General features: G+C 68.5%; 11 protein-coding genes and 1 pseudogene. 9 read left to right on the forward strand and 3 right to left on the reverse strand.

Annotated elements, in window-relative coordinates:
* The first annotated feature begins 18 nt into the window (after window positions 1–18).
* On the forward strand, window positions 19–942 hold the full coding sequence (locus ACFU4Z_RS29635) for a cobalamin biosynthesis protein (RefSeq protein WP_379069375.1): 924 nt from the start codon (window positions 19–21) through the stop codon (window positions 940–942).
* A gap of 375 nt (window positions 943–1,317) precedes the next feature.
* Here ACFU4Z_RS29635 and ACFU4Z_RS29640 read toward each other — a convergent pair whose 3' ends face one another.
* The gene (locus ACFU4Z_RS29640) at window positions 1,318–2,169 is read right to left on the reverse strand and encodes an SURF1 family protein (protein WP_379069702.1); all 852 of its coding nucleotides are present in this window, start codon (window positions 2,167–2,169) and stop codon (window positions 1,318–1,320) included.
* A gap of 230 nt (window positions 2,170–2,399) precedes the next feature.
* Window positions 2,400–2,861: pseudogene (locus ACFU4Z_RS29645) on the reverse strand (low molecular weight protein-tyrosine-phosphatase); the annotation flags it as partial.
* A gap of 44 nt (window positions 2,862–2,905) precedes the next feature.
* Between ACFU4Z_RS29645 and cobC the strand changes: the two are divergent.
* The 8 genes from cobC to ACFU4Z_RS29685 all read left to right on the forward strand — a co-directional run bounded on the left by cobC (window position 2,906) and on the right by ACFU4Z_RS29685 (window position 19,867).
* Entirely contained in the window at window positions 2,906–3,943 is a 1,038-nt protein-coding gene (gene cobC / locus ACFU4Z_RS29650; RefSeq protein ID WP_379069378.1) for an Rv2231c family pyridoxal phosphate-dependent protein CobC, read from the forward strand.
* A 403-nt stretch (window positions 3,944–4,346) separates the two neighbouring features.
* Complete coding sequence (locus tag ACFU4Z_RS29655; RefSeq protein ID WP_379069381.1) at window positions 4,347–5,471, forward strand: Nif3-like dinuclear metal center hexameric protein; 1,125 nt, start codon at window positions 4,347–4,349, stop codon at window positions 5,469–5,471.
* A gap of 137 nt (window positions 5,472–5,608) precedes the next feature.
* Window positions 5,609–6,253, forward strand: a complete 645-nt coding sequence (locus ACFU4Z_RS29660; RefSeq protein ID WP_379069384.1) for a hypothetical protein — start codon at window positions 5,609–5,611, stop codon at window positions 6,251–6,253.
* 482 nt (window positions 6,254–6,735) lie between these two features.
* Window positions 6,736–7,473 carry a zinc ribbon domain-containing protein gene (locus tag ACFU4Z_RS29665; protein ID WP_379069387.1) on the forward strand — a complete coding sequence of 246 codons (738 nt, stop codon included), beginning with the start codon at window positions 6,736–6,738 and terminating at the stop codon, window positions 7,471–7,473.
* Window positions 7,474–7,537: 64 nt separating this feature from the next.
* Window positions 7,538–8,821 (forward strand): bifunctional RNase H/acid phosphatase, encoded by a 1,284-nt coding sequence (locus ACFU4Z_RS29670; protein WP_379069705.1) that lies wholly within the window; start codon window positions 7,538–7,540, stop codon window positions 8,819–8,821.
* A 312-nt stretch (window positions 8,822–9,133) separates the two neighbouring features.
* A complete protein-coding gene (locus tag ACFU4Z_RS29675) occupies window positions 9,134–11,611 on the forward strand; it encodes an FAD-dependent monooxygenase (protein ID WP_379069390.1) in 2,478 nt (825 codons plus the stop codon).
* 149 nt (window positions 11,612–11,760) lie between these two features.
* Entirely contained in the window at window positions 11,761–18,999 is a 7,239-nt protein-coding gene (locus ACFU4Z_RS29680) for an amino acid adenylation domain-containing protein (protein ID WP_379069393.1), read from the forward strand.
* A gap of 169 nt (window positions 19,000–19,168) precedes the next feature.
* Window positions 19,169–19,867, forward strand: a complete 699-nt coding sequence (locus tag ACFU4Z_RS29685) for a hypothetical protein (RefSeq protein WP_379069396.1) — start codon at window positions 19,169–19,171, stop codon at window positions 19,865–19,867.
* Here ACFU4Z_RS29685 and ACFU4Z_RS29690 read toward each other — a convergent pair.
* Window positions 19,781–20,716: a helix-turn-helix domain-containing protein gene (locus tag ACFU4Z_RS29690; RefSeq protein WP_379069400.1), complete on the reverse strand. Its 936-nt coding sequence runs from the start codon at window positions 20,714–20,716 to the stop codon at window positions 19,781–19,783. The two genes, ACFU4Z_RS29685 and ACFU4Z_RS29690, sit on opposite strands and share 87 nt — an antisense overlap.
* Window positions 20,717–20,763 lie beyond the last annotated feature (47 nt).

Below are 20,763 nucleotides of genomic sequence, written 5' to 3' on the forward strand. Positions count from 1 at the left end.
ACCGGCTAACCTCGCCGGGTGCACACGGGGACCTCGACCGCTGCCGGGCTGCTGCTCGGTTTCGCGCTCGACCGCGCGTTCGGTGATCCGCGTCGGTGGCATCCGGTGGCCGGGTTCGGTTCGGCGGCAAGCGCGCTCGAAGCCGTGACCTATGCCGATCGGCGGTCGGCGGGAGTGCTGCACGAGGTGCTATCGGTGGGGGCGGTTGTCGCGGTCGGTGTCGGTGCTCGGCGTGGCGGGCTTGTTGCCACGGCGCTGGCCACGTGGACGGTGCTCGGCGGGCGCAGTCTGGCGCGTGCCGGAAGGCAGATGGCCGACCGTCTCGAATCCGGCGATCTGCCCGCCGCACGGGCCTTGCTGCCCTCGCTGTGCGGGCGGGATCCCGAGGTGCTCGACGCGGACGGATTGGCCCGTGCCGCAGTGGAATCCATTGCCGAGAACACCTCCGACGCGACGGTGGCGCCGCTGGTATGGGGCGCGGTCGCCGGTGTGCCCGGCCTGCTCGGCTACCGCGCGATCAACACCCTCGACGCCATGATCGGCTACCGCAACGATCGCTACGAACGTTTCGGCTGGGCCGCCGCCCGCACCGACGACCTGGCGAACCTGCTGCCCGCCCGCCTCACTGGCCTGCTCACCGCGGCACTGTCCCCTGTGGTCGGCGGCCGCCCCGCCGCGGCACTGCGCGCCTGGCAGCACGATGCCGCCAAACACCCCAGCCCCAACGCGGGCGTCGTCGAAGCATCGATGGCAGGCGCACTCGGCGTCCGCCTCGGCGGCCGCACCCAATACCGCTACGGCACCGAACTGCGCCCAACCCTCGGCGAAGGCCCACCCCCCGCGGTAGCGGACCTGCGTCGCGCCGTCCGCATGTCGGAGGCCGTCCAACTCGGCGCTGTCCTCACCACCGCCCTCTGGTCATTCCTCCGCCCTCCCCGCTGACCGATCTCCGCACCGAGCGGCGGCACACGGTTTCCGGCCGCACACGGATGACTCCCACCACCATGTGGGCGCGCGCCGCAACCGACTCCGAGAACTTTCCAGCGCTACCTGCCAGGCGACATCGATGCCCCGGCCAGTCGCCACCAGCCCAGGGTTCGGTGACGAACAGGACATGACGGAGGTCGTTCTGATGTCGGCCGCAGCGGTGTCCTGTTCGTCAGCGGCGAGTTCCAAGGACTTTCCCGCGCCGTCTGCTGGGCGATATCCATGCCTGGCGAGTCGCCACAGCCCAGGGTTCGGTGACGAACAGGACATGACGGAGGTCGCTCTGATGTCGGCCGCGGCGATGTCCCGTTCGTCGGGAGTCCGGTGGGGTTAGCGGTTGCCGCCGTAGCGGTCGGCCAGGCGTTGCTCCTTGGTGGGAGCTGTTGTGTGGGTGGGAGTTTCGGTCGGGGGTGGGGTGAGGGCTTTTTCTTTGCGGCGTTCGCGGATTTCGGCGTAGACGAAGTAGCCGAGGCCGAGGGGGGCCATGATGCCGAAGGCCAGCCATTGGAGGCCGTAGGAGAGGTATGGGCCCGCGTCGAGCTGAGGAAGGGGGGTGGGGGTGAAGGCGCCGGGCTGTTTCTCGTCGAGTTGGAGGTAGCCGCCGCGTTCGCCGGTGGGGATAGCGGTCAGCGGCTGCTGCAGGACGGCCGTTTCCTGGGTGGTGTCGATCGAGTAGACCTGGCGGTAGCCGTCTTGGACGGACGGGTCTTTGCCGGGGGTGACGCCCTCGGACATGCGCACCCTGGCCTCGATGTGCTGCGATCCGGCGGGTGGGTCGGGGATCCGGGGTGGGCGGGTGCCGTCGACGGCGGCGACGAGGCCGCGGTCGACGAGCAGGATCCTGCCATCGTCGAGCCGGAAGATGGACAGCACGGCGTAGGCGGGAGCGCCGTCGAGGTGGCGCAGCCGGACCAGCGCCGTCGAATCGGGGAGATAGGCGCCTGTCGCGGTGACCCGACGCCACTCCGCGCGTGAATCGGTGTCCTTGTTGTCGAGGACAGCGGTGATGTCGATCGGTGCGGCGTCCACCGAGTCGGCGATGAGCTCATTGCGATGCGACGTGGCGGTGTTCTTGCCGAGTTGCCACGGCGCGAGCACCGTGAAGCAGAGGTAGGCGAAAGCGGCCACCAGCACGGCGAGAATCAGCCAGCTGGGGCGTAGGAGGAACGTCAGTCTGCGGATCATGAGCGTCTGTCGGCTTGCGCGGCGTATCGGGTTGCGTTCGGCTCGGCGGCGGCGTGCTGCGGGGTCGGCACCGGTGTGGCGTCGGGTGCAGGCTCGCCTGTGGTCCCTGGTTCGTTTGCAGTATTGCCGGTGTCGGGTGTGGCGTCGAGTGCTTGGTCACCGACAGAGCTGAGCTCGCCTGTCTCCGGTTCCGGTCCGCCGTCCGAGGTGCGGGCGTCGATCGTCGTGCGGACCCAGTCCAGCAGGCCGGGAATGGCCGCCTCGATCTGGTCACGAACGAGTTCGAAGTCGGCTGTGCTGCCGTAGTACGGGTCGGGGACGTCCGGACCGTCGGCGGCGGGGTCGAAGCTGCGCAGGAGTCTGCGTCGATCGGAGGGCACGCCCAAGCGGGCGAGCTCGCGTTCGTGGCCGGTGTCGAGCGCGATCAGCAGGTCGGCGTCGCGGTGCTCGTCGCCGAAGACGGCCGCGACGTGACCGGTCGGGTAGCCGTGCCTGCGCAGTGTCGCGGTGGTGCGCGGATCGGCGTCGTCGCCGACATGCCATGCGGTGGTGCCCGCGCTGCTGACCCGCACCTGGTCGGCAAGACCGGCGCGGTACAGATGCCCCGCGAACATCTTCTCCGCCATCGGCGATCGGCAGATGTTTCCGGTACAGACGAACGACACGTGCAGCTCAGCCACGAGAGCCATTCTGGCCGGTGCTGCCTTCGGGCCGCCACGTAGGGTGTTTTCTCGTGCCCGAGGACAGCGTCGATCATGCGAAACTGCGCCACCACGGCGACGTGGACGCGCGCGCGGGCATGCTCGATTTCGCGGTGAACGTGCAGGGCAGCGCGCCGCCGGACTGGCTACGCCGCAGGCTGGCCGCGCGGCTGGACTCGCTGGGCCGCTATCCGAGCGCTGCCGAGGATCTCGCGGCGAGGTCCGCGGTGGCGCTGCGCCACGGTCGCTCGCCGGAGCAGGTGTTGTTGCTGGCAGGCGCGGCCGAGGGCTTCGCCGTGCTGCCCCGGCTCGCGCCCCGGCTGGCCGCGGTGATCCATCCGTCGTTCACCGAGCCCGAGCTGGCGTTGCGCGACGCGGGCGTCCCGGTCACCCGGGTCCTGCTCGACCCGCCGTATCTGCTGAACCCGGCCTCGGTGCCCGAAGCGGCGGACCTGGTGGTTCTCGGCAATCCGACCAATCCGACCTCGGTGCTGCATCCCGCCGACGCGATTCAGGCCTTGCGCAGGCCCGGCCGGACCATCGTGGTCGACGAAGCCTTCGCCGACGCGGTGCCGGGGGAGACCGAATCGCTGGCGAGCTCCGCCGCACCCGATGTCCTCGTGCTGCGCAGCCTCACCAAGACCTGGGCCTTGGCGGGTCTGCGTTGCGGCTACTTCCTCGGCGCGCCCGAACTGCTCGCCCGGCTGAATCACGGCCGCCCGCACTGGCCGCTGGGCACGCTACAGCTCGAGGCCATCACCGCCACCGCAGCGCCGTTCGCGGTCGCCCAGGCGCACGACAGGGCTCGGGCACTCGTGGTCGAACGAGAATCGATGATCGAACGGCTGACGGCAGCGGGCATCGATGTCCACACACCCGCCGCCGGACCGTTCCTGCTGCTGCACGTCGCGGACGGCGAGTTGCTGCGAAAGCATCTGGCGGACCAAGGGATCGCAGTCCGCCGCGCCGACACTTTCCCCGGCCTCGGTCCCGACTACCTTCGTGTCGCGGTTCGCGGCACCGAAGAGGTGGGTCGGCTGCTCGCCGGAATCCGCGCGGCTGGCTGGTGATGACGGCCGAACCCGGTCACGAATTCTCGCCCGCCGCAGTGGATCGCGGCTCCAGTGGACGAGGATTCACGATCATGGTGGCGGGTTCGAGTGGCCGCGCTGCGGGCGGTGACACATGGTCCGGCGAGGTCCGGGGCTCGGGCGGTGATATTCGATGTGGCGGGTGGCCGTCAGACCGTTATATCGCGATCACATCACCGGAGCCCGTGTTCGCGGGTTCGGTCGCGACCAAGACCGGGAGCATGCCGAGGCCGGTATCCCAGCGCCGCCGCGCAGATTGTGACGGTCGGCGAACCACACGTGGCAGTCGATCGAAGCGGGATGAGCCGCGGTCGGAAAATCGTGCGGCCCGCTGTGCCTGGGCCGGGAGTGGTTGTGACATGAGCGAACTGGAGGAAGGCGGATGGTGACGACGCTGGCGGAATTGATCGGAGTACTCGATTCGGCGTATCCCCCGAAGCTGGCCGAATCGTGGGACTCGGTGGGGCTGGTGTGTGGAGACCCTGCCGAGGAGGTGACCAGAGTGCTGTTCGCTGTCGACGCGACGGCTGCGGTCATCGATGAGGCGATCGATTGGCGGGCACAGGCTTTGGTGGTGCACCATCCACTGCTGCTGCGTGGTGTCGACACCGTTGCCGCCGACACTCCGAAGGGCGCGTTGCTGCATCGCCTGATTCGGTCCGGTTGTGCGTTGTTCAGCGCGCACACCAACGCCGACTCCGCCGATCCCGGCGTCTCCGATGCGCTGGCTTCGGCGATCGGTCTGTCCATCACCGGCCCACTGGACGCGAAACCGCGGACCGCCGTGGACAACTGGGCGGTGCAGGTGCCGCGCTCGCATACCGACGCGGTGCTCGCGGCATTGTTCGCCGCGGGTGCGGGTGGCGACGACTCCTACCGGGACTGCGCGCTGCGGGTGCCCGGGATCGGCCAGTTCCGGCCGGTAGCGGGAGCGAATCCGGCGGTCGGCTCGCTCGGTGAGTTGCAGCAGGTCGAGGAAGACCGCGTCGAGGTGATCGCGCCGTCCGCCGCCCGCGCCGCGATTCTCGCGGCATTGCGCGCCGCGCATCCTTATGAAGACCCCGCCTATCACGTCAGCGAGCGAGCGACGCTGGCCTCCGGACTCGGCATCGGCCGGGTCGGCAGGCTGCCGGAGCCGGAATCGTTGCGCGCGTTCACCGCTCGGGTCGCCGCCGCTCTGCCTGCCACCGTCTGGGGTGTCCGCGCGGCAGGCGACCCCGACCGCATGATCCACACCGTCGCCGTCTGCGGCGGCGCGGGCGACTCCTACCTCGACGCCGCTGCGCGCCTGGGCGTAGACGCCTACGTCACCTCCGACCTGCGCCACCACCCGGTCGACGAGCACCTACGCGGGGGCGGCCCCGCCCTTGTCGACGCCGCCCACTGGGCGACCGAATTCCCCTGGTGCGCACAAGCCGAGACTGTGGTGCGCGCCGCCCTGCCGGACCTGGAGACCCGGGTATCGACCTTGCGCACCGACCCGTGGACGGTGAGCGCCACGGCCTGATGTCGCACCGAGGCGCCGCGGGTTTCATGGACGCCCGAAGGCCCCTGCGGCGATCCTGATGCGGGCGTATTCGGCGTGTCTCTCGAGTGTCGGCTGTTCGGGCGAATCGGTTGGGCGCAAACGGGTATAACGACCGCATGAAGTTCCCGGTGGACCTGGGGATCGTGCAGATCGGGCTGATGCTGCTGATCCTTGTCGCGTTAGCACTATTGATATCGGCGTTGGTGATGGTGCGCAGGGTCGGATTACGGGTTCTGCTCGGCCGTGGCGCGGCGGGCCTGTGCCTGTTGCTCGTCGCGGTGGTGCTGCTGTGGGTGGCGACGCTGATCCAGACGTATCTCGGCCTGAGCGGCGAGGTCAAAGCCGCCCATGTGGTGGTGAGTCCCGTTGCGGGACAGGAACATCGACTCGACGTGGAGCTCACGCTGTACGGGGACGACGAGCACGGCGAGAAGCACGACAAGTACCGGATCGAGGGCGACCTGTGGGTCTTGCAGGCCAATATCGTCGAGCTGGAGCCGTGGGTCAATGCGCTCGGCTTCCACTCCGGATTCAAGGTGACCCGGCTGTACGGCCAGCGTCTCGACGGCATCGCCACCAGCCAGAACCAGATCTTCGTCAACGGCGACGACCAGGACTTCTTCGCCGATATGCAGAAAGGCCGCTGGTGGACCGAACCTTTCGTCCGCTCGGCCTACGGCAACGCCGCTATCGGGACACCCGGCGAATTCGACGTCTATATCTCTAGAGACGCCATCAAACCCCGCCCAACAGGCAAATAGTCCCCAACCCTGTTGCCGCAGCACGAACAGGACCTGATCGTGGGCCGGCCGCGGTTTGCCGCAGCCATGTCCCGCTCGCAAGGGAAGTATCCGGGTTCGCCGGGCAGGAGCGCCGGTGTGGCGGAACTGATAGTCGGCGTGCCCGGGGGCGGATGCCCCGCTGGATCGGGCTCTGCGGACTGTCCGGGTTCGAGGCGTCCGGGCCGCCGGGCTTCGGCGGCTCGGACTCGGTGTCGTCCGAAGGTTGGCTGCCGTCGGGTTCCCGGCGGGGCCGATCGCCGTCGCGGGGCTGGCCGCCTGGTTGGCCTGGTTTCATGACCCGTCGCCGGGAATATGGCCATGCATCCCACTCCCAACACCCGCTGACGTGGCCTCGGACCTGATCCACCAGCCGTCCGGGGTACGGTTGAGCACTGGTGTTCGCCGTCGTACCGGCGCGCGGTGCCTCCCATCCGTCCATAGCGTCCAGGAGTTTGTTCGCGTTGAATGTCGAACCCCCGATCCAGGCCAAGATGCTGCAGCTCGCCGCTGTCGACGCCGAACTGACGCGGATTGCGCATCGGCGCACCGTGCTGCCCGAGCAGCAGGAGGTGGCGCGGCTGGAGGCGGAGCGCAATGCTCACAAGGATGCCGCGGTGGCTGTGGAGATCGTGCTGGACGATCTCGATCGCGATATCCGCAAGCTGGAGGGTGAGGTCGAGGCGGTTCGTAAGCGTGAGGAGCGCGACAAGGGGATGCTGACCGCTGGTTCGGTGGGCGCCAAGCAGCTTTCGGAGATCCAGCATGAGCTGGGCAGTTTGGAGCGGCGCCGGTCGGTGCTCGAGGACGAACTGCTCGAGGTGATGGAGCGCCGCGAGGCGTCGGCCGCCGACCACGAGCATGCGGGTGCGCGGCTGGACAAGACCGAGCAGGATCTCGCTGACGCGCAGCGGCTGCGGGCCGAGGCGCTCGCGGATCTCGATGTGGCGCAAGGCCGTTGCGAGGGCGATCGGTCGAATCTCGTCGGGTTGTTCCCCGCTGATCTGCTGAGCATCTACGACCGTCAGCGCACCAGGAACGGTGTCGGCGCGGCGCTGCTGCAAGCTCGCCGGTGTGGGGCCTGCCGGATCGAGCTGGACCGCGGTGAGATCGCGCGCATCGCGAAGGCCGCGCCCGACGCGATCGTGCGTTGCCCGGAATGCGGCGCGGTGCTGGTGCGCACCAAGGAATCGGGGCTGTGAGTTTTCGGGCTCGCGTTGCGGCGCGTGCGCGGACCGTGACAGGTCGAGTTCAGCGAGGGGAATGATGGCCCAGCTCGAGGTATTCGTCGAAGCCGACGGTGGTTCCCGTGGCAATCCGGGGCCTGCCGGTTACGGCGCGGTCGTTTTCGATGCCGATCATGCGAGTGTGCTCGCCGAGCGCCGTGAGTACATCGGTGTCGCGACCAACAACGTCGCCGAATACCGTGGCCTCATCGCCGGTTTGGAAGCGGCGGCCGAGCTCGGCGCGCGCGTGGTGTCGGTGCGGATGGACTCCAAGCTGGTCGTCGAGCAGATGTCGGGGCGCTGGAAGGTCAAGCACCCGGCCATGATTCCGCTGGCCGACCGTGCGCGCAGGCTGGTCGCGGGTTTCGATCGGGTGAGTTTCACCTGGATTCCGCGCGCGGAGAATTCGCATGCGGATCGACTGGCCAACGAGGCGATGGACGACGCCTCGCTGGTCGGCGAGGTGCGTACCGCGCTCGATGCCGGGCACGCGCCCGCGGGCGATCGCAGCGGCAGCGCATCGGGCGGTGCGCCCGATCAGGGATCCGCCCTCGGCGTCGAACGAGATCCGCCCAGCTGGGTCGACGAGGTCAGGGACGCGCGGGCGACGCCGGAAACTGGCGCGAATGCACAGGGCGCGGTGACGGATTCCGAGGATGCGGCGCCGATCGGTGCGCAAACGACGCCCGCCCCGGGCTGGACCGGCGCTACCGGCCGCCCGACCCGCCTGCTGCTGCTGCGCCACGGCCAGACCGAGCTTTCCGTCCAGCGCAGGTATTCGGGCCGCGGCAATCCGCCGCTCACCGAACTCGGTCGCGAGCAGGCCGCGCGCGCCGCCAAGATGCTGGCCGCCAAGGGCAATATCGCTGCCGTCGTATGCTCCCCGCTCGGCCGGGCCCGCGAGACCGCCGAGGCCGCGGCGACCGCGCTGAATGTTCCCGTGCATGTCCTCGACGGTCTGATCGAGACCGACTTCGGTGACTGGGAGGGCCTGACGTTCCTGGAGGCGGCGCAGCGTGATCCGCAGCTGCACGCTCGCTGGCTTGGTGACCCTTCGGTGCCTGCCCCGGGCGGGGAGAGTTTCGATCAGGTGCGCGAGCGGGTGGAGGCGGCGCGGCGTGATCTGGTCGCGCTGTATCCCGGCGCGAACCTGGTGGTTGTCAGTCATGTGACCCCGATCAAGACGCTGCTGCAGCTGGCGCTCGGCGTCGGTCCCTCGCTGCTGTATCGACTGCATTTGGACCTGGCGTCGCTGTCGATCGCCGAGTTCTATCCCGACGGTGGATCGTCGGTGCGTCTGGTCAACGACACGTCCTATCTGTGACTGTCTCGAGCATTCGACCAACCGCGCGGCCCTCGGAAAGCGTGAATTATTGCGCATCTCAACGGAATCGGCCTGTCGAACCGAGCCCTTGCGGTGAATCTCACTCGATCTCGTTTCAGACACGGCGATCGGGGTAGGCTTCGGGGCGGTCTGGCACAGGGCATCCCGCCCCGACTGCGTTTCCCGAGGACGATCTGTCATCGAACAGCGCTGCCCGAGGGGGATGACGACCGGTGAGCGATGTGGCTCGCCGGTCGCTTCGAAACAGGAGGCGCCCTGGGTCATTGAATGTTCGATGAGAGTGCAGGTTCGATGAGTAGTCCGATCAAAGTTGTCGTTCTTGGAGCGGGAATCGGGGGACTCACCACTGCGGTCGCATTGCGACATGCGGGGTTCGGGGTCGAGCTGTACGAGGCCGCGCCCGAGCTGCGCGCACAGGGCTTCGGACTTTCGGTATCGGCCAATGGATTCAGCGCGCTGCGCACCCTCGGCCTCGGCATCGAGGACGAGCTGCTCGAACGCGGCGGCAAGGTCGAGACGTTCCGGTTCTGCTATCCGGACGGCACTCCCTTACGTGTGCTTCCCGTTCACCGCCAGGACGCCAGACTCGGCTCTCCGAGCATTGCCCTGCACCGCAGCGACCTGCACGACGTGCTGTTGCGCGCGGTCGGCGACACACCGACTCACGTTGGCGCACAGGCGACCCGCTTCATCGACGACGGCGAACATGTGCGCGTCGAATTCGCCGACGGCCGTATCGCCGAGGGCGACCTGCTGATCGGCGCCGACGGTATCCACTCCGCCGTGCGTGCCCAGTTGCACGGCCGCGCCGAACCCCGCCCCGGCAACTTCGTGTGCTGGCTGGCCTGCATCCCTTTCGAGCACCCCGCGGTGCCGCGCGGCTTCTCGGCCCATTACTGGGGCGCGGGCATGCGTTTCGGTATCCACGATATCGGTCACGGCCGCGTCTACTGGTGGGGCACCAAGACCTTGCCCGCCGCCGAGGCCGCCGACTGGCAAGGCGGCAAGCAGGAGCTGCTGCGGCTCTACGCCGAGTGGGCTCCTGAGGTGCGGGCCTGCATCGAGCAGACCGACGAATCCGGGATCCTCGCGGTGCCTGCCCAGGACCGCCCGGTGCTCGAGCAGTGGGGCCGGGGCCGGGTCACCCTGCTCGGCGACGCCGCCCACCCCATGCTGCCCAGCCTCGGCCAGGGGGCCAACGCGTCCATCGAGGATGCGGTGGTGCTCGCGCATACCTTGAAGACCTCGCTGGATCCCGTTGCGGGACTCCGTCGTTATGAACAGTTGCGTGCGGCGAGGACCGCCATGCTCGTCAACGGGTCGTCGAACCTCGGGAAGATCGAGCAGACAACGGACCCGAGGCTGATCAAGGCGCGCGACGCCTATTTCCGGCACGCGCCCACCGAGTTCTTCCTGCGTGAGACGGCGAAGCCGCTGTCGTTCCCGCCACTGGACGGACCGGCCGCGCGGCTGCCGCGCAAGCTGTCCCCCATGGAGCGGTGGCATTGGATCGCCGATCAACTTGCTCCGCTGCACATCCTTGCGCGGGTGCGGGTGCACGGGTCCATCACTGCCGAGCAGGTCAGGACCGGCCTCGATGAAGTACAGCGCCGACATCCGCTGCTCGGCGTCGCGGTTGCGGCCGAACCCGACGGCACCGCACCGCGATTCGCACCGGTGGCGAATCGGCCGATCCCGTTGCGGGTCGTCGAGTCGGACGAGCCGCAACGCTGGCTGGCCGAGGTCGACGACATCGAGTTGCGCGAGCCATTCGATTGGCACGAGGGACCGCTCGCGCGCGCCGTGCTGATCAGGACGCCGGATGGCCAGATCAGCGACCTGGTCGTCACCCTGCACTACGCGATCGCCGACGGCGAGAGCGCGATGTCGGTGGCCAAGCAGGTGCTGCAGGTCGCCTCGGGTGAGGGTGCCGAGCTGGCGCCCGCCCCGATCCGGCCCGGCCCGGAAGCCCTGTTCCCGGCCCGATTCCAGGGTGGCAGCGGCATCGGGCGGACTATCGGATCGCTACTGCGCGACCAGAAATCGCAGCTGCGCCGCCCGCGGCGGCTCGAGCCGACCGAACTGGCCCCGCCCGCGCGGCGACGCAGCCGCGTGGTGCATCGCAGCCTCAGCGGCGACCAGCTCGACGCGCTGAGCGCAGGCTGCGCGCGCAACGGCGTCGGGCTGCAGGCCGCGCTGTCGGCGGCGCTGCTGGTCGCCGCGGCCCGCGAGGCGGGCGCCACGAAGGAAGCCTGGTACACCGTAGGCAGTTCGGTGAACTTCCGCGCGCACCTCGACGGCGTCGTCGCCGACACCGAGGTCGGCACCTATCAGGGCATGATCGCGACCCCGGCCGAGTACGCGCCGTGGTCCTCGCTCTGGCAGATCGCCACCGAGATCGAGCGCGAGTACGGCACACGGATGCGGCGCCGCGATCACCTCGCGGCGCTGAACCTGCTGAAGGTCGCCGCACCGAAATCGGTGGCCGCCAGCGCCGCCACGGTGAAGTTGATGGACACCCGAGGTCCCGGCCATCTGTGCATGACCTACCTCGGCGACTATCCCTTCCCGGACAAGATCGGATCCTGGCAGCTGTCGGGCGCCCAATTCGTCTCGGGCATGTCGGTGAGCGGGTTCATCATGGCGACCGCCAATGCCACGCACGGCGAATTGTCCTTCAACGTGGGCTATGTCGAGCCCGCGGTATCCCGCGAGCGGGCCGAGCGCCTCGCCGACGAAAGCGTGCGCGCGTTGCTGGCCGTTCTCTGACCGGCGGCGTTCGCCCCCCGAACAATCGAGACGCCCGGCATCGAAGTCGATGCCGGTGCTTATCGGTATCCGAAAACTGGATAACTGTGGCAACAGCCTAGGCAGATCTGCGCACGGCCGGTGCCGCGACTGTCGCGATAGGAGTGACTGTGACGTCGGAAACCAGCGCAACCCCCGAGAGACCCGACGAGGCCTGGCCGGTCAGCGCGTATCAGCGCGATGTCCTCGGCTTGGCCTTCCGGCTGGCACCGGATCCGGTCGCGCAGCAGACCTACAGCTTCCGTATGGATGAACCACTGGAGATCGCCAGGCTGCAGGCGTGCTGGGAGCGCGCGCTGATGAGCGACGACGCGCTGCGGCTGCGGTTCTCGTTCGAGGACGGCGAATTCCGCCAGTGGGTGTGCGACGACATTCCCGAGGTCGAGGTGTTCGATCTCACCGGTGAGCCGAATCCGGTTGCCGCGGCACAGGAGTGGTTGTGGCGCGCGGTCGCCGACCCGGAGCTGCCCGGCCGGCCCGCGCGGCTCGCCGCGGTGGTGGACCGGCCGGACCGGTTCTGGATGTTCATCTCGGTGCATCACGCGCTGGCCGACGGCTACGGGCTGAATCCGCTCATCGCGCTGCTCAACGACAGCTACACCAAATCCGAAGGCGTGCCGCTCGCGGAGCTGGCGAAGCCGGAACCGCCCACCGAGCACACCGATCGCTCGGTGGCCACGTATCGGGCGATCGCCGAGGACGACCGGGCCTACCGCGAGTCCGAGCAGTACACGAAGGATCGCGCCGCGCTGCTCACCGCGCTGGACCGGATCGAACCCGCCCTTTTCACCGGACGGTCGGAGCGGCCGAAAGTCGTGCGCGGGCACTACAGCACGATGATTCCCGGTGACTTCCTCGACCGCATCCGGGCGACCGGATTCACCGTCTTCGCCTATACGACCGCCGCGGTGGCGGCGTATCTGACGGCGATCCACCGCACCGACCAAGTGGTCATCGGCTGCCCGATGCTCAACCGGCACTCGGCCGAGACCTTCCGTACCCAGGGCCATCGCGCGAATGTCGTCCCGCTGCCGGTGCGCGTGGACCGGAATGTGCCGTTGGCGCAGGTGGCGGCGGAGGTCACCCAGCAGATCCGTGGCCTGAAGAAGCATCAGCGATTTCCCTACGGCGATCTCGCGCGTGCGTTGAACAGCGATCCGTCGGCGCCGCCGCTGTATGACGTCCAGTACTCCTTCACCAAGCTGCCCGACGCGGATTACGTCCACGACCTCATCTCGAAGTGGACGGTGCTCAATCCCGGCACGGTGTCGGACGCGCTCACCATCGTCGTCGCCGAGGACGGCAGGGACGGGTCGATCAATCTCCAGTTGTTCTACGACATGGACGTTTTCACCGAGACCTTCCCGGTCGAGTCCGCGCTGCGCAGTGTGGGGGAGATGATCACCGCGGCGCTCGACCATCCGGAGACTCCGGTGGGCGCGCTGCCGCTGCTGTCCGAGCCGGAGGCTGCCACGATCGCCGCCTTCGAAACGGGTCCGCGCACCGATTTCCCGTACACCACCATCGACCGGTTGTTCACCCAACAGGCCGTCGGCAACCCGAACCGCGTTGCGCTGGTGCCTGCCGCTGGTTCCGGTGACAAGCCGCTCACCTACGCCGAATTGTCCCGTCGCGTGGATGGTTTCGCCACCAGGCTGCGTGAGCTCGGCGCGGCGGGCAACGAGTGCATCCCGGTGGTCTTGCCTCGATCGACGGACCTGCTGATCGCGGTCTTCGGCATTGTGCGTGCGGGCTGTGCCTATGTCCCGCTCGATCCGGATTTTCCGGCGGCGCGCATCGAAACGGTGCTCGCCGACTGCGAGGCCAGGTTCGTGGTCGCGGGCCCCGAACACGCCCCGGTGTACGCCGGGCTCGGTGTCGCCCGGGTTTCGGTGGCGGCCAACCCACTGCCCGCGCGTCAGGCCGTCGAAAACATCTCGCACCCGGCCGATCTGAGCTACCTCATCTACACCTCGGGCTCCACCGGTGAGCCGAAGGGCGTGATGATCGAACATCGCTCGGTGGTCAACCGGCTGACCTGGATGCAGCGTCGATATCCCTTGGCCGCAGACGACGTCATCCTGCAGAAGACTCCCGTGACCTTCGATGTGTCGGTGTGGGAGTTGTTCTGGTGGGCACTCGCGGGCGCGCGCGTCGCGCTGCTGGAGGCGGGCGGCGAAAAGGACCCGCGTCGCATCGTCGATGCCATCGAGACGAACTCGGTGACGGTCATCCACTTCGTGCCGTCCATGCTGGCCGCCTTCCTCGACGAACTGGAGGCCGATCGCACGATCCTGCCGCGCCTCGCGACGCTGCGCCGGGTGTTCTGCAGCGGTGAGGCGCTGGCGCCCGCGCTGCTGCGCCGCTTCCACGCGCTGTACGCGTCGGCGCGGATGACCCCGCCGCAACTGGTGAACTTGTACGGCCCGACCGAGGCCACCGTCGACGTCTCGTATTTCGACTGCCCGCACGATGATTCGCTCGCGGTGGTGCCTATCGGCCGCCCGATCGACAATACCGATCTGCTGGTGCTCGACGAGGCGGGCCGACGACTGCCGGTCGGTGTGCCCGGCGAACTGAATATCGCGGGCGTCGGTGTCGCCCGCGGCTATCGGGGCCGCCCCGAACTCACGGCGGCGGCCTTCGTCGACGACCGTACCGTGCTGGGCCGTCGCCGCTATCGCACCGGCGACCTGGCCCGCTGGCTGCCCGGCGGAGCCCTCGAATACCTGGGCCGTTACGACGATCAGGTGAAGGTCCGCGGCAACCGGGTGACCCTCGGCGAGGTCGAGAACGCGATCCTCGGCTGCCTCGGTGTGCGGGCGGTCGCCGTCGTCGACGAGCGGTCCGACACCAACGGTGTGCAGCTCGCCGGATACTTCGTCAGCGACGAGATCACCGGCGACGAGATCGCCGATCTGCTCGCCGCCCGACTGCCGCGCTACATGATTCCGGCGCGCCTACTGCGCGTGGACCGGATTCCCCTGACCCGCAACGGAAAACTGGATCGGCGCGCGCTGGTCAAGGCGTTCGCCGCCGAGCGGGCGGACCTCGACGGCCGCGCCGCGCCGCGCACCGCCGTCGAGGCCGAGCTGGTGCAGGTCTGGCGCTCGGTGCTCGGCGTCGACTCGATCGGCGTGCACGACAACTTCTTCACCCACGGTGGTGATTCCATCCTCGCGCTGTCGGTGCGCACCGCCGCCGAGCGGGCAGGGCTGTACTTCGATGTGGACGGCTTCTACGAGAATCCGACCATCGCCGAGCTGGCCGGGATCGTCACCGACGGCCAGGACGGCACGCGGATCCGGATCACCGCGGCCTTCGAGACGGTGCCGCTGATCGATCGGGCCGCGCTGCATCAGGCCGAGGACGCATTCCCGGCCACCGCGTTGCAACTCGGCATGCTCTTCCACAGCATCGAGCGCGCCGATTCGGTCATCTACAAGGACGTGTTCCGCTACCGGTTCGAGCTGCCGTGGGACGCGGCGGAATTCCGGGTCGCCGTCGATCGGCTGGTGTCGCGGCAGCCCGCGCTGCGGTCCTCGTTCGACCTGAGCAGGTACTCGATCCCGCTGCAAGTGGTGCACTCCGCCATCGACTACGAGATGGAGATCGTCGATCTCACCGGCATCGACGCCACGCTGGCCGACGAGCGGGTCGAGTCATACGTGCAGGAGCGCAGGCACGCGCAGTACGACATCGCCCGTGCCCCACTGCATGCCGTTCGCGTTTTTCTCCGGCCTGGTGCGGACACCGGTCGGACCGTCGACCTGGTGCTCAGCTTCCACCACGCGATCCTCGACGGCTGGAGCGTCGCGACCTCGGTGCTCGAACTGCTGCTGGACTATCTGCATCGCCTGGGGCTCGTCGAGTCCGCCCTCGACGACACCCCGCACTCCTCGACCGTTCTCGCCGAATACGCACAGGCCGAACAGGCTGCCATCCGTGATGATTCGGCGCGTGAGTACTGGCGCACCGCCTTGGCGGACGCCGCGCCGACCGCGTTGACGGCGCTGGGCGTTCACCAGGCCGCCGTCACGGCGCCACCGCAGGCGCAGGCGTTGGTGCCGCGCAGGCTCGCCGAACGGGTGACCGCGTTCGCCATCCGGAACCAGGTGCCGGAAAAGGCGGTCTATTTGGCCGCGCACTGCCTTGCGCTGCGTACGGTCACCGGCCGCGGCGACGTCACCACGGGCGTCGTCAGCCACGGCCGTCCGGATCGGGCCGGGGCCGAACACACTGCGGGACTGTTCCTCAACACGTTGCCGATACGGCTGGATGCCGGTGCGACCACCTGGTGGGAGGCGGTCGAGCAGGTCGCGCGCCGGGAGCGGGAGGCCTATCCGCACCGTCGCTACCCGCTGCGGTCCATCCTGACCGATGGTGGGCCCGCCTTCGAGACGGCGTTCAACTTCGTCAACTACCACGTGTTCGCGCCGATCGCAGGCATCGACGGAGTCCGGTTGCGCGACTTCGATGTTCGAGAGGAGACCAATTTCCAGCTGCTGGTGACGGTGGCGAACGATCCGCGCGACGGCCGAATGTGGGTGCGGGTCAACGGCGATCACACCCTGACCAAGGATCAGTGCGAGACCGTCGCGCTGACCCAGCTGCGGATGCTGGCAGGCATTGTCGGTGAACCGGATTCGGCGATCGATCGAGGCTCCGGCCCGGCCACCGCCCGCGATGTCGGCACCCTCGTCGCCGAAGCCGCCGCGCTGAACCCCGACGCGATCGCGCTGATCGGCGACGACCACACGGTGACCTACGCCGAGCTGATCGAGCGCTGCGATCGACTCGTGCAGCGGCTCAGCGGTTTCGGGATAGCGCCCGGCAACCGGATCGGCATCATGATGGCCCGGCGCCCCGAGCTCGTGGTGCTCGTGCTCGCCCTCACCAGGGTCGGCGCGGCCTGCGTGCCGCTCGATGTCAGCTATCCGGGGGCCCGGCTGAACCTGATGATCGACCGAGCCCGCCCGCATCGCGTGATCGCCGACGCGCAGTACGCCGACATCGTCGACGACACGGCGCTGGTGCTCGATACCGCCGTGCTGTTCGACACCGGTGACATCACCGGCGTGGCACAGGTGGTGCCGGATTACGTGTCGCCGGACGCGGTGGCCTATGTGCTGTTCACCTCCGGCTCCACGGGGGAGCCCAAAGGCGTCTCGATGCCGCACCGTGGCCTGACCACGCTGGTGGAATGGCAGAACCGCACACCGTCGGGGATGGATCTGGCCAGCACCCTGCAATTGGCGCCGTTGAGCTTCGATGTCTCGTTCCAGGAAATCTTCACCACCCTCGCCGCGGGTTCGGCGCTGCGGGTGAGCTCGGTGGATCTGCGGTCGAATGTCGAGGAGCTGCTGAATATTGTTGTCGAGGAGGGCATCGAGCGGCTGTTTCTGCCCTACGTCGCACTGCAGGCGTTCGCGGAGGCCGTCGTCGCCAGGCGCACCTTCCCGACGAGCCTGAAGGCCCTCGTGTCCTCCGGCGAGCAGCTGCGCATCACCGACGAGATCCGCGCCCTGTGCAAGGTGGTGCCCGGCCTGCTGCTGGAAAACCAGTACGGCCCCACCGAATCCCACGTGGCCACCAAGTACGCGCTGCTCGGTCCCGCCGATGATTTCCCCGCGCTGCCCGCGATCGGCCGAGCGGTCGACGGCGATACCGCCGAACTGCTCGACGGTGCGCTGCGATCGGTGCCCGACGGGGTGATCGGCGAAATCTATCTGGGCGGTCGTTCGATCGCCAGCGGCTACCACGGCAGGCCGGGCCTGACCGCGCAGCGGTTCGTGGCCACCCACGGCGGCGCGATCCTGTATCGGACCGGCGATCTCGGCGTACGGCTGTCCTCGGGGGACATCGTGTATCTGGGCCGCAGCGACAGTCAGGTGAAGATTCGCGGGTTCCGGGTCGAACCCGCGGAGGTCGAGCTGTGCATTCTCGGGTTCGAGGAATTTCCCGCCATCACCGAGGCGGCCGTGGTGGCCCGCGGCTTCGGCGGTATCGACGGTGCGCTGATCGCCTTCCTGGTCGGCGCGGCCGACCAGACCGATATGGCCGCACTGCGGCACGATCTGCGCGCGGTGCTGCCCGCCCACATGGTGCCGTCGCGGTTCATCTGGCTCGACGAACTGCCCCGTACGCCGAGCGGTAAGCGTGACGACAACGCCCTGCGCGCGATCGTCGGGAATGCCCCCGATTCGGCTGCCGCCCAGCGGGAACCGGCCGACGAATACGAGCGATCCGCCGTGGAGCTGCTCGCCGAGTACGCCGGGCTGCGCTCGATCGGGCTCGATGACGACTTCTTCGCCTCCGGTGGCACCTCCATCGGTGCCATGCGTGTGGTGATGGGGTTGTCGCGGCGCTGGGGCGTCGAAGTGCCCCTCGATACGTTCATCGGCGCACCGACCGCGGGCGAGCTGGCCGCACTCATCCGGGCCGGGAACACCCACCGCACCTTCGACCCGGTGGTGCCGATCAGCGGCGGCGCCAAGACGCCGCTGTTCCTTGTGCACCCTATCGGCGGAAATGTGCTGTGCTACTTGGCACTCGCCCGCTACCTCGGCCCGGACCGTCCGGTGTACGGATTGCAGGCGGCAGGCGCCGACTCGGGCAGCACACCCGAGACGTCCATCCCGGCGATGGCGGAGTCCTATCTGGAGGCCATCCGCCGGGTCCATCCGGAAGGCCCGTATCACCTTGCGGGTTGGTCCTTCGGCGGCAATGTCGCGCTGGAGATGGCGCGGCGGCTGCCCGAACATGACGTCGCCAGTGTGACGCTGCTCGACACGCTCGCACTGCGGCAGCAAGAAAAGCGTGAGCCGGTCGCGCAGGAGCAGCTGATCCGCTGGTTCTTCCTCGAACTGCTCTGGTACGCGCGCGGAAACCAGGTCGCACTGGTCGATTTCGAGCCCGACGTGCACGGCACCGACGAACTGTTCGACGCGGTGCTCGCCGAGACGATCAGGTCCGGGATCCTGCCCGCCGACAGCTCCCCGCAGGCCGTTCGCCGGCTTTACGACGTGTTCCACGCCAATTACACGGCGCTGCTGGAATACAAGCTCGAGCCCTACGACCGCGACTTCACACTGCTGCGGGCCAGCGAGGGACTGCCGCCCGGCGTCGATGCGGCACATCGAACAGTCGGCAGCATGTTCGACAGCGCGGACAACGGCTGGAAGCGGTACGCCGGACGCCGCTTCATCCAGGTGGCGGTGCCGGGTGACCACTTGCAGATGATGGCCGAGCCACACATCGGCGTGGTCGCCATGCACTTGGACGCGGCGCTGTCGGCAGCCGAATCCGGCCTGGATCGCGAGCTCGGTGCGGAGATGCTCGACGCGTGAGCATCGGCCCGGCCGCATCGCGTGTCTTCTCCCTCATGACAAGGTCTGTGCCCGACCTGCCGGGCGAGGCCGCAGAATTGTCGGGGCGGTTCTCCATCACGTGCGGGTGGGCTGTCGTGTGGCCGATTCCGATGTCGGCCTGCGGGTTTCGAGAAGGAGCGTATTCAGGGTGATATTCAAGTGGATGGCGGCCGCCGCGGCCGTCGTCGCAAGCGTCGGTCTTGTCGGCGCGGGCACTGCGCAGGCAGCCGGGAATGCGGTGCTCGGCGGCAGCTCCGGGCTGGTGTTCGACAACAATTCGGCGTGCTCGCTGACCGCCATCGGCTATGACGGCGCGAACCGGCTGGTCGGCCTGACCGCCGGTCATTGCGCTCCGGCGGGCGCGCGCCTGGCCGCTGAGAAGTCGCTGGATGCCGGTGTGATCGGTGTGGTGGCCTACTCGGATAACGGTGAGGGGCTGGACTTCGCGGTCCTGCAATTCGATCCGGCCCTGGTCACACCGGTGCGCACCGTCGGTCCGACCACCATTGCCGGGCTCGGTGCGGTGCCAGGACCAGGAGCCACCGTCTGCACCAGCGGGCGAACCAGCGGTTCCGACTGCGGCGTGGTGTGGGGCGGGCTGGAGGGCTCCACCATCAATCAATCCTGCTCGAAGCCGGGCGATTCCGGTGGTCCGGTGACCGTCGGCGATCGACTGGTCGGCATGAACCAGGGCCGATTGACCGGCCTGGGCGGCATCGGCTTCGATGTGCCGTGCGTCAGCGCCGGTAACCCCGTGCACTCACCGGCCTTCTTCGCGCCGATCGATCAGATTCTGGAGGCCGTGAACGCCACCGGTGGCGTGGGGGTCGGATTCCGGCCGTTCTGAACCGGATTCGGCGGGCGACGTCGCCGCCGCGAGCCCACGCAGGGCCGCGGCGGTGAATTCGTCGAGGGGATAGAACAATTCGATAGCGAGCTCCGAGAGCGTGACATCGGCGGGTGCGCCGAAGGTGGCCATGGTGCTGAACATGCGCATCTCGCCGAAGGGCGTCCGGATGCGCAATGGCACCTCGAACGGACTTGGTTGCGCCACCTCATCGTTCGATTCATTCGGTGGCTCCGGCAGCCGCGGGTAGGCGGCGACTTCGTCGTAGAGCGCGCGCAACTGCGGGTCGCCGCTCGCACTCGCCTGCCGTGCCAGCCGATCCAGGAACAGCTCGCGGACCTGGGTCAGGTTGGCCAGCCGAGCCGACAGCCCGTCCGGATGCAGGACGAGGCGATAGACATTGGGCTGCGGCAGCAGCAACTCTTCCGGAATGCCATGCATCATGACGCCCATGGCCGCGTTGCCGGTGACCACATTCCACAGCCGATCGATCACCACCGCCGGATACGGCTCGTGCGCGGCGAGCATCGTGTCCAGCGCCGAGCGCACCGAGGCGAGCCCCGCGTCGTCCAGGCTGCTTTCCCGGTAGGCGGGTGCGTAGTCGGCGGCGAGCAACAGGATGTTGCGTTCGCGCAGCGGCACATCCAGGGCTTCGCACAACCGCAGCACCATCGCCCGGCTCGGCTTGGACCTGCCGGTCTCCACATAGGACAGATGCCGGGACGAGGTGTCCGCCGCCAGCGCCAGATCCAGCTGGCTGAGCCTGCGCCGCTGCCGCCAGTCCCGCAACAGGCCACCGACCCGCGAGCGGGTCTCCACCAGATTCTCTGTCGTCCGCGTGCCAACCACGTGACCAGGCTAATCATCGGCGCATCGGCACGGCCATGACCTCCGAG

The organism is Nocardia sp. NPDC057440 (assembly GCF_042802915.1).
Classification (GTDB): Bacteria; Actinomycetota; Actinomycetes; order Mycobacteriales; family Mycobacteriaceae; genus Nocardia.